Source organism: Bacillus cereus group sp. Bc031 (assembly GCF_027716265.1).
In the GTDB taxonomy this organism is placed as follows: Bacteria; Bacillota; Bacilli; order Bacillales; family Bacillaceae_G; genus Bacillus_A; species Bacillus_A paranthracis.
On sequence record NZ_JAQFUL010000127.1, the window covers coordinates 1 to 9,630 of the forward strand.

Genomic DNA, 9,630 nt, shown 5'->3' on the forward strand with positions numbered 1-9,630 from the left:
AAGTACATTACGTGTTTTTTAGTTTGTTTGAACGAAAGTTCATTTTGTTTTCGTTCTTAAGTTGATGGGCATGGGGTCACCATACATGCCCATCAACTTAAGAGATTTTAATACCCCCAAGTACCAAAAATCTGTTGCTTTAAAATAAAGTTTTATCAATCATGTGCTAACAACCATTGATAAATTGATGAATTGATGAATTTAAATTTTGAAAAAAATGAACATTTTGGAGTATATGTTGTTGAGCATTAGTACCCTTTACTTAAGTAAATAGAATGTTATTCATGTATGTAATTCATAACTTCTAGAATGTAACTTTCTAAAGGCTGTTTAGTATCTACAACTAAACACTTATGTTCAGAAGGTTTTTTACTATTCTTGATAGTATATTTAAAAGATTCTTCAGACTGTATCTCTTTAATTTGGCTTAGCATTCTATCACGTTTTTTTAATCTGAAATTTATTTCATTACTATCATCTAGGTAGCATTCAATATATTTGTATTTAACATTATATTTTTTTGATAAATCTGTTCCTTTTTCAACCATTTCTTCATACAAGCAAGGACTATCAAATATTACAGCCTGTCCCTCGGATAAGTGAAATTCAATTAAAGACCAATCAATATTGTATGAAATCTTACCAGCAAGCTTTACATCAATTGGAGCTTCCTCAATGGAAAGCAATAAAGCAGTTTTTACAATATCGTGGTCAATAATAACTGCTCCTGTTCCCTTAGCGATTTTTCGAGCAAGTGTTGACTTGCCAGAGCCAGGGAAACCTGACATTTGAACGAAAAACATATAAAACACCCTCTCATGTATTCTCTTTTAACTATCCTTCATCCCGTCAGTTTAACCGAACCTTATTACAAACGATCAATTTTTATTATACATTAACAAACTTTATTCAAAAGCCTCAAATACGTTATTCTTTCTAAACAAGCTAGATTAGAAAGGATGACATTTTCTTATGAATCTCTCGATACAGGATGAACTACAACCATTTGTAGAAGAATTACAACGATATATTACACCTGCATTTTTAGACGAACTCGCAAGAGAAATCGGATTTATAAAGCGAAAACGTAAGTTTTCTGGCTCAGACTTAGCTACGATTTGTATTTGGATCAGTCAACGAGTAGCAAGTGATCCCCTAGTACGATTATGTAGTAGGCTTCATGCAGCCACTGGTACTTTACTCAGCCCTGAGGGCTTAAATAAACGTTTAAACGCTAAAGCAGTTTTGTTTTTACAACATATTTTTTCTTTACTGTTACAACAAAAAATATGTGAACAAACGCAAATTTCTAACCATCTCTTCACTTATTTTGGACGAATCCGTATCCTAGATGCCACCGTATTTCAGGTGCCAAATGCTTTAGAGAATGTATATCCAGGCTCTGGAGGCTGTGCTCAAACAGCCGGAATTAAAATTCAATTAGAATATGATCTGCACAGTGGGGAATTTCTTAACTTTCAAGTTGGACCAGGAAAAAATAATGACAAAACATTTGGCACGGAGTGCTTAGATACCTTACGACCAGGAGATTTATGTATTCGTGATCTAGGTTATTTTTCATTGGAAGACTTAGACCAAATGGATCAACGAGGTACATACTATGTGTCTCGTTTAAAATTAAATACGAATGTATATATGAAGAATCCAGATCCAGAATACTTTAAAAATGGTGCTATTAAGAAGCAATCGGAATACATACAGATCGATGTGAAACGGCTTCTAAACCAACTACATCCTGGAGAAACATTTGAATTAAAACATGCTTATATCGGTGATAAACAACAACTATTTGCACGTGTTATTTTTAATCGATTAACAGAAAAGCAACTTCAAAAACGGCGAGCAAAGATTGCGGAAAAAGAAAAGTCTAAAAATAGAGCGTACTCAGAGAAAAGTAAATTGGTAGCTGGATTAAACGTGTACGTGACGAATACACCTTGGGAATGGGTTCCGATGGAACAGGTACATGAATTATATACTTTACGTTGGCAAATAGAGATTGTCTTTAAAACGTGGAAATCACTCTTCAAGATAGACCATTATCGTAATGTAAAACAGGAACGATTAGAGTGCCAATTATATGGAAAACTAATCGCTATTTTCCTATGTTCCTCTACTATGTTTAAAATGCGTCAATTGCTTTTACAAAAGAAGAAAAGAGAATTAAGCGAATATAAAGCGATTGGGATGATCCAAGATCATCTATTTCTGTTGTATCAAGCAATACAGCAAAACACCCAAGAGATAACAAAGATCCTAACCCGCCTGTTCAACCTTTTACAGAGGAATGGACGGAAATCCCACAGATATGAGAAGAAAACTGTCTTTGATATTATGGGTGTTGTCTATGAGTATAGTGGATTGAGAAAACAAAAGAAAGTTGCATAATTTTTTAAAAATGAAACCCGTTAGGGTTTATTCGGTGTGCTTACTTTTAAGGACATCAAATATTTTAAGAGTTTTTGAGTTCATATGAACAAAAGTTCATTTTGTTTCCGCTCTTAAGTTGATGGGCATGGGGTCACCATACCAAAAAAAGAAAATTGTACGTTTAGACAAAATTTAGACACATTTAAACTGATTCCTGTACGTTAAGGAACCGATTACTTAGTTTACTACTTTTTTTAAAGAATCAAATAGTGAAAATTTCGTGGAAATTTGCTTAACGTAAGTTTTATATCAACTATTACGTTGGAGTACAGCCAAGGTACGTGTATTATCTACTATGAAAATCAGGAATATTTAAAGTATTCTAAGAAGAAGAATTGAGTGATAAGCTACGTTAACTACTTGATATCTTAACTAAGTAAATTATGTATTTAATGTATTCAAGGTAGTGCAATGAGAAGGTATCGAATAACCTTGCTTGGATAAACCGTGTCTCTTAAGAGCTCCTTAAGGCGCGTCCGTTACCTTGAGGGCAACGAACGGTTGTAGACTTCGATGTTGCAAGGATCGTTGTCAAACAAATTGTTTATATGTATTCAATGTAAAACTCTTATTAAATTAAGGTTTTTACTCCTAAGTATAGATAACATGTATATCTCGTCTGTATCCCTTTTTGACTTGCTCTTGATTGACCAAATAAGTCAAAATATCTTTCTAAATTTCCCTCTGATATTCCCCCTATTTTATCTTATTCAAACTTGCATTCCAATAACCCATTTCTCATACGCCTGTTTCTAAAATAATAATTTAAATTGGGACCTCTGAGAGATCCCAATTAATTAAAAAGTAATGTCTCCTCTTGTTACATCATTTACAATTTTTATACTAATCCCTCTAACATCTCGAAGACTTCTAAATTATTTTTTTGGTAGTTCAGGGAATAAATAATGTAATATACAGATGGTCAAACGTCTGGATTTGCCTTTATACGGATATATATGCATATACATCGATGGATTAAAGTTTGCCTCAATAATTCCATAAGCATTTTTATTAGCTGCAGGAACTTCTGTATTTTCAATAATCAAATCAATACCACTAATATTTGCTCCAAGTGCCGACACAGCATCTACGGCAATTTTCTTATAATCATCGGGAATTTGATCTGTCATATCAATTGAGTCTCCACCTGTACTGACATTAGAATTTTCTCGCAGAAAAACAATTTCATCACTTGTTGGAATAGAATCTTTTCGATACCCTTGAGCTTTAAGCATTAGGACCTCTAATTCACCTAATTGTATATTTTCTAAAGGTGTTCTATGGTCCATTCCTCTTAATGAATTCAGGTTCTTTTGAGCGACTAACTCTTCAATCGTATGTGAACCGTCTCCTATAACATTGGCAGGAATTCGTAATAAAACGGCAGAAACTTTGCCATCTAGCACAAAAAATCGATATTCTGTTCCATTAATAAATTCTTCTATTAATACTGATGAGTCCTCTTTAAATGCTATTGTGAGTGCTTTTTGATAGTCTTCGTAACTTGCTCCGTTTTCTTTAAAGATAGATATTCCTAAACCATAATTTGTTGTTTTTGGTTTAACGACAAAAGGCTTTCCTGCAAATATATCATAGGAACGTAAGGCTTTTTCTATATCACTAAATTCCTCACCTATTGGTACACGAAATCCATGCTGTTGAAGAATTTTCTTTGTTACTGTTTTATTTTCCATAATTAATGGTGATATATAACTATCTTTACTTGTCATATTCCCATTTTTCACATATTCAACATGATTTCCTAACTGTAGTTTTAAAAATTGATCTTGTCGATCTAAAACGTCTACTTGTAATCCTTGTTGAATAGCATCAAACATTAAAATTTGTGTAGACAACTCCATGTCAGTAAATCCTGATAGTTGATATGGTTTATCCCATGCTTTTTTATAATTTTCTTTAGCAATACGGGAAGCTACCTGACTTTGACTACTTTTTATAATCTCTTTATAAAGTCTTCCAGCTAAAGTCTTACTTGGATCTGTTAGCATTTCTCTCAAGTTAACAAATAAGGTATTCGAAACAGTTATGTCTAACAGCCCTGTTAAATGTTCCATCTCATCAATAATACGCTCAGCATCTGTTTTAAATTGCGTATGTTCTAACGGATGTTCAAGAGCCACTAAATTATTTTGAAAATCACCGATTTTTACCCATTCATCATTATTATCGTCTTGATCAATCCAGAGTAAATAGATGAGGAAAAGATGTAGAAATTCTGCTTGTTCATGGCTAATTCCATATGTTTCAAAAGGATTTAAATCTAGGTTTCTTAATTCAATATAACGAATCCCATGATTTTTTAAATCTGAAACTTGAGGACCGCCCCTTAAACGGACAGATGCATAAAATTCTTTTTCTTCTAATAAAACCCCTTTACTTACCAGCGAAGAAAGATCAGATATATAGTTCTGTAAACTACTATAGGATACTTGAACATCATTTTCATTACTATAACCATATTTACTATTTCTAATGCTTCTTACGGCGTCATTTAAAGGATTTATTTCAAAGAAATTCTTTTCACTACTAGGAGAAGCACCGAAGAAATAAGTTATTAACCATCGATAGTGTAAATAATTCCTTGTGACTTTCAGATAAATTTCTGTTTTAAATTGATGATAATCTTTTATTTCTGATTGTAATTCAAATAATGCCTGAATCAAATTATCGCTAAATTCAAAATTGTAATGAATACCACTAATCATTTGTTTTCGTCGACCATAAGAATTAGATAAATATCGACGATATAAAACATTTTCATGATTATTAAGTTTCGCAATAACAATATCTTCTTCTTTTTCGGGCAACTGTGGTGGCATGCTTAATGGCCAAAGCATTTCGTTATTTCCCATAGAACGATAGGCAACATCATGGATAGCTGCTAAATAATTAAATAAATCTCCTAGTGTCTCAGTAACTGGTGTGATTAATTCCATTTGTGTTTCAGAGAAATCTCGCTGAATATAAGGATGTTCATCTCTTACTGAAATACTTTTGGGATGTTCCGTTTTAGCTAAACTTCCTGATAGGTCAACTCGTTGACTTTCTTTTTCAACTCCAAAACGTGCTTTTAATAAATATGGTTTAATACGGTCATTGTTTAACATTTTTTTCATTTCCATACAAACTGTACCTCCCATCAACTCAAATATTTGATATAGAAATAGCTAAAATTATAACCATTATTTTTTTGAATTTAGCATTTGGATATTAATGGCCAAAGCATTTTATTCTTATCCACGGAAAGAGAAGGGATTTCACGAATAGCTGCTAAGTAATTAATCATGTCTTCTAATGTTTTAGTATTAGGCTGAATATATGATCTTGTATCTCTTATCGAAAACGGTTTAGACGTTTCAGTTGAACTTTCAAATAAGTCAACTTGTCGATTTTCCTTTTCAATCTCATAACGAGATTTTAATAAGGATGGTTTAACACGGTAATTAAATAACATTTTTTTAATCCACATGAACTCTTCCTCCCAATTTATTTGTTTTTACAAACTATATAATATGACAAAATATAACAATCAAAAGCACCCACATCTCTACATGCGGATACTTTTGTTACTATATTTTGCTGTAAACTTAAATACTTCATATGCCATTGGAAGTGGGTATTGTTGTAAATAAGAATCATCTTAAATACTTCATATGGAAAGAGAAATGCTCATTTAAGAAAGTGGAAATAAAGAAGTAGCTATGATCATAGCCCTCCATTTTTTTATAAGTTACCATTTGACTATTTTTTTGAGCGTTCTCTAAGAAAATATGCTCTTCCAATTGTTTCGGATAAAACTCGTCTTGACTACCTTGCATAATAAGAATTGGTGGAATAGTAGCTTCTTTAATTAATTCTGAAGCATCCCATTCTTTCCAAGAATCTTTGTCTTCACCTAAATAAGAGGTGAAAGCATTTATTCCCCATGGTACTTGACTAGGAGTTAAGATTGGAGAAAAAGCAGAAACCGCTTTGAATCTCTTAGCATTTTTCAAACCGATCACTAAAGCCCCATGTCCTCCCATTGAATGCCCCATTATGCTTTCTTCACCTGAAAAATTAGGTACTATAGTCGAAGCAATGGATGTTAATTCATCTACGATATACGAATACATTTTATAATGCTGTGCCCAAGGATCCTGGGTAGCATTTAAATAAAAACCTGCCCCTTGTCCAAGATCCCATGCTGCAACATCAGAAACGTATTCTCCACGTGGTGAAGTATCTGGCATAATCACTGCAACTTGATGTTTTTCAGCCAAACGTTGAAATCCACTTTTTTGACTAAAATTATCATCTGTACAAGTTAAACCAGATAACCACCATATAAGTGGAATTTTTTTCTTTTCTTTATTTGATGGTAAGTAGATACTAAATTTCATATCACATTGCAAGACTTCGGAATAATGGCTATACTTACGTTGCTCTCCTTCGAAAGAACGATGTTGTTCAATACATTTAAGACTCATTATCTCACTCTCCGTAAGTTAAAATCGTACGAATGGATTCACCTTTGTGTAATAAGTCAAATGCCGCATTGATGTCTTTAAATTCTAAATGATGAGTAATAAATGAATCTAAATCAATATCACCATGCATATAATCTTCGACCATTTCTGGAAGTTCAGATCTTCCTTTAACTCCACCAAAGGCTGATCCACGCCATACTCGGCCCGTTACTAATTGGAATGGACGAGTATGGATTTCTTTACCAGCACCAGCTACTCCGATAATAATACTTTCGCCCCAACCTTTATGACATGCTTCAAGAGCGGATTTCATTACTTCAACATTACCAATACATTCGAAGCTATAATCCACGCCACCATCTGTCATTTCGACTATAACTTCTTGAATTGGGCGATCATAATCTGCAGGATTCACAAAATCAGTCGCTCCCATTTTTTTAGCGAGTTCCCATTTTTGGGGATTCAGGTCAACTGCAATAATTCGGCTTGCTTTTGCTTGAACCAATCCTTGAATAGCTGCTAATCCAATCGCTCCTAAACCAAATACAGCTGTTACAGCTCCTTCTTCAACTTTTGCAGTGTTGTGTACAGCACCAATACCTGTAGTCACACCACATCCTAATAAAGCAACTTTATCTAACGGAGCGTTTTCATCGATTTTCGCTAAGTTAATCTCATTAACAACTGTATATTCACTGAATGTACTAGTTCCCATGTAATGATAAAGGGGCTCTCCATTATAAGAGAAGCGAGTTGTTCCATCAGGCATTAAACCTTTACCTTGTGTTTCTCGTACAGCACTACATAGGTTTGTTTTACCAGAACGACAGAATTTACATTCTCCACATTCAGGTGTATATAGTGGAATAACATGATCCCCAGGTTTTACTGAAGTAACTTCATCACCTACTGAAACGACAACACCAGCACCTTCATGGCCTAATACAGCAGGAAATACTCCTTCTGGGTCGTCACCTGATAATGTAAAAGCATCTGTATGACAGACAGAAGTATATAGTATTTTTACTAATACCTCTTTTGCTTTTGGCTCTTCTACATCGATTTCTACGATTTGAAGTGGCTCCCCTGGCTTAAATGCAACAGCAGCTCTACTTTTCAATTGAATCCCTACTTTCTTTTTTTATTGTTTACACCACTAAGATTACACTTTATAATTTTAATTACAATACTGATAAATTTGTCACTATAAACGTTTTTTTCGCGAGAGGAAGGTCAAAAATTATGGTTATTCATTATAAGGACAAGGAATTTTTCACTGGAAAAGATTTAGCTTTATCTGTGATAGGAGGGCGTTGGAAAATAGCAATTATATGGTGTTTGTTACAACGTTCGCCATTAAGATTAAGTGAAATACAAAAAAAGCTGCCTGAAGTTAATCAACGTATGTTGATTAGACAATTAAGAGAATTAGAAGACGATAAAATAATTACTCGATGTGTATACCCCGTAGTGCCTCCTAAGGTTGAGTATGAACTTAGTGAAATTGGTCATCAACTAGAGAATGTTGTAACAGCCATCTGTGATTGGGGAGATGACTTTAGTGATTTTGTAGAAAAAGATTCGGACGAACTTAGTTGAAGAAACAAGTAAATATCGATTCATTAAAAATAGTGCGTAATTGTATGACTTAATCCATAAATTTGCATACAAAAAACCGATAACTTTGCATCGAATGCTGTAAAGTCATACGTAACGACTAGTTAAGATAATTAACGAAAATATACGCTAAGTAAATTTCGACATAAAATGAGCCGAATTTCCTACTCTAAGGAATATTCGGCCCATATGCTTTATTTAGGTTGTAATTTGTTCTCTTCATATTCTTTTAGTATTTTATAAAAAGTATTTTTCTTAAGTCCTAATAGTTCCATAAATATAACGCTCGTTATCTCTCTTTTTTTCCACTGTTCATAAGTTTCTTCAATTATAATTAGTTGCTTTTGACTTAATACTGAAAGGGTAAATGGAGGACGCCCTAAATGCTTACCTTGGGATTTAGCAACTGCAATCCCTTCTGCTTGTCGCTGATGGATTTTTTTACGCTCTTGATCTGCAACATAGGAAAGTAAAGATAAAAACTGATCTTCCATTAATCGACCCATATCACCCATCTCTCGAAATTTACGACTATCAAACAGTGTTTCATTTTCTAAAACAACAATATCAGCTTGTAATTCTCTTGTTATGTACTTCCATTCTGAAATTACCTCACCATAATTGCGGCCCATACGATCTAAAGCATCTATGTAAACAATATCACCTGTACTCAATATTTTTCGTAATAATTGATATTGAGGACGATCAAAATGTCGCCCACTTGCTTTATCGACAAAAATGCGCCGAGCCTCCACCCCACGTTCCATCATCTTATGTAATTGACGTTGTTCATTTTGATCTTTTGTACTTACGCGTATATATCCATAAATATTCGCCACGTTTGGTATTCTCCTTACATTTGTTACCTTAATTATACCATTTTCGTTTATAAAGGTATTCATTGAAAATAAACGTTTATAAAAATATTTCCATCACCTTTATAAACTTGATAATTCAATGTTTCATAGATGTTCTTTGGTTGTTTATAAAGGTATACCTTTATAAACAAAAAAGAACCCAAAGAATTGAGTGTGGAATTTTTGCTCCACGTACGGACCATTTAGTTGAACAA

8 protein-coding genes are annotated in these 9,630 nt (G+C 33.4%); 2 read left to right on the forward strand and 6 right to left on the reverse strand.

The window, feature by feature from the left end; all coding sequences use genetic code 11:
• Positions 1–278: 278 nt before the first annotated feature.
• A complete protein-coding gene (locus PDQ33_RS26980) occupies positions 279–803 on the reverse strand; it encodes an AAA family ATPase (RefSeq protein WP_144489482.1) in 525 nt (174 codons plus the stop codon).
• Positions 804–972: 169 nt separating this feature from the next.
• On the opposite strand from PDQ33_RS26980, the gene PDQ33_RS26985 reads away from it, so the two are divergent.
• On the forward strand, positions 973–2,409 hold the full coding sequence (locus tag PDQ33_RS26985) for an IS4 family transposase (protein WP_070128921.1): 1,437 nt from the start codon (positions 973–975) through the stop codon (positions 2,407–2,409).
• Positions 2,410–3,326: 917 nt separating this feature from the next.
• Here the strand turns inward: PDQ33_RS26985 and gshAB are convergent.
• From gshAB to PDQ33_RS27005, 4 genes are all read right to left on the reverse strand, one after another.
• On the reverse strand, positions 3,327–5,594 hold the full coding sequence (gene gshAB / locus PDQ33_RS26990; protein WP_000425291.1) for a bifunctional glutamate--cysteine ligase GshA/glutathione synthetase GshB: 2,268 nt from the start codon (positions 5,592–5,594) through the stop codon (positions 3,327–3,329).
• Positions 5,595–5,668: 74 nt separating this feature from the next.
• Positions 5,669–5,941 (reverse strand): hypothetical protein, encoded by a 273-nt coding sequence (locus PDQ33_RS26995; protein WP_000264853.1) that lies wholly within the window; start codon positions 5,939–5,941, stop codon positions 5,669–5,671.
• 166 nt (positions 5,942–6,107) lie between these two features.
• Positions 6,108–6,941: an S-formylglutathione hydrolase gene (fghA, locus tag PDQ33_RS27000; protein WP_000053341.1), complete on the reverse strand. Its 834-nt coding sequence runs from the start codon at positions 6,939–6,941 to the stop codon at positions 6,108–6,110.
• Positions 6,942–6,945: 4 nt separating this feature from the next.
• Positions 6,946–8,061, reverse strand: a complete 1,116-nt coding sequence (locus tag PDQ33_RS27005; protein ID WP_000842153.1) for an S-(hydroxymethyl)glutathione dehydrogenase/class III alcohol dehydrogenase — start codon at positions 8,059–8,061, stop codon at positions 6,946–6,948.
• 122 nt (positions 8,062–8,183) lie between these two features.
• Between PDQ33_RS27005 and PDQ33_RS27010 the strand changes: the two genes are divergently transcribed.
• A complete protein-coding gene (locus tag PDQ33_RS27010; RefSeq protein WP_000234699.1) occupies positions 8,184–8,540 on the forward strand; it encodes a winged helix-turn-helix transcriptional regulator in 357 nt (118 codons plus the stop codon).
• A gap of 212 nt (positions 8,541–8,752) precedes the next feature.
• Here PDQ33_RS27010 and PDQ33_RS27015 read toward each other — a convergent pair whose 3' ends face one another.
• Positions 8,753–9,397, reverse strand: a complete 645-nt coding sequence (locus tag PDQ33_RS27015; protein WP_270756936.1) for a recombinase family protein — start codon at positions 9,395–9,397, stop codon at positions 8,753–8,755.
• Between the last annotated feature and the right edge of the window lie 233 nt (positions 9,398–9,630).

Excerpts from the sequence above, each read along its gene's own strand:
- PDQ33_RS26980 (WP_144489482.1), bottom strand. The coding sequence starts at position 803 with ATGTTTTTCGTTCAAATGTCAGGTTTCCCTGGCTCTGGCAAGTCAACA.
- PDQ33_RS26985 (WP_070128921.1), top strand. The coding sequence starts at position 973 with ATGAATCTCTCGATACAGGATGAACTACAACCATTTGTAGAAGAATTA.
- fghA (WP_000053341.1), bottom strand. The coding sequence starts at position 6,941 with ATGAGTCTTAAATGTATTGAACAACATCGTTCTTTCGAAGGAGAGCAA.
- gshAB (WP_000425291.1), bottom strand. The coding sequence starts at position 5,594 with ATGGAAATGAAAAAAATGTTAAACAATGACCGTATTAAACCATATTTA.
- PDQ33_RS27010 (WP_000234699.1), top strand. The coding sequence starts at position 8,184 with ATGGTTATTCATTATAAGGACAAGGAATTTTTCACTGGAAAAGATTTA.
- PDQ33_RS26995 (WP_000264853.1), bottom strand. The coding sequence starts at position 5,941 with ATGTGGATTAAAAAAATGTTATTTAATTACCGTGTTAAACCATCCTTA.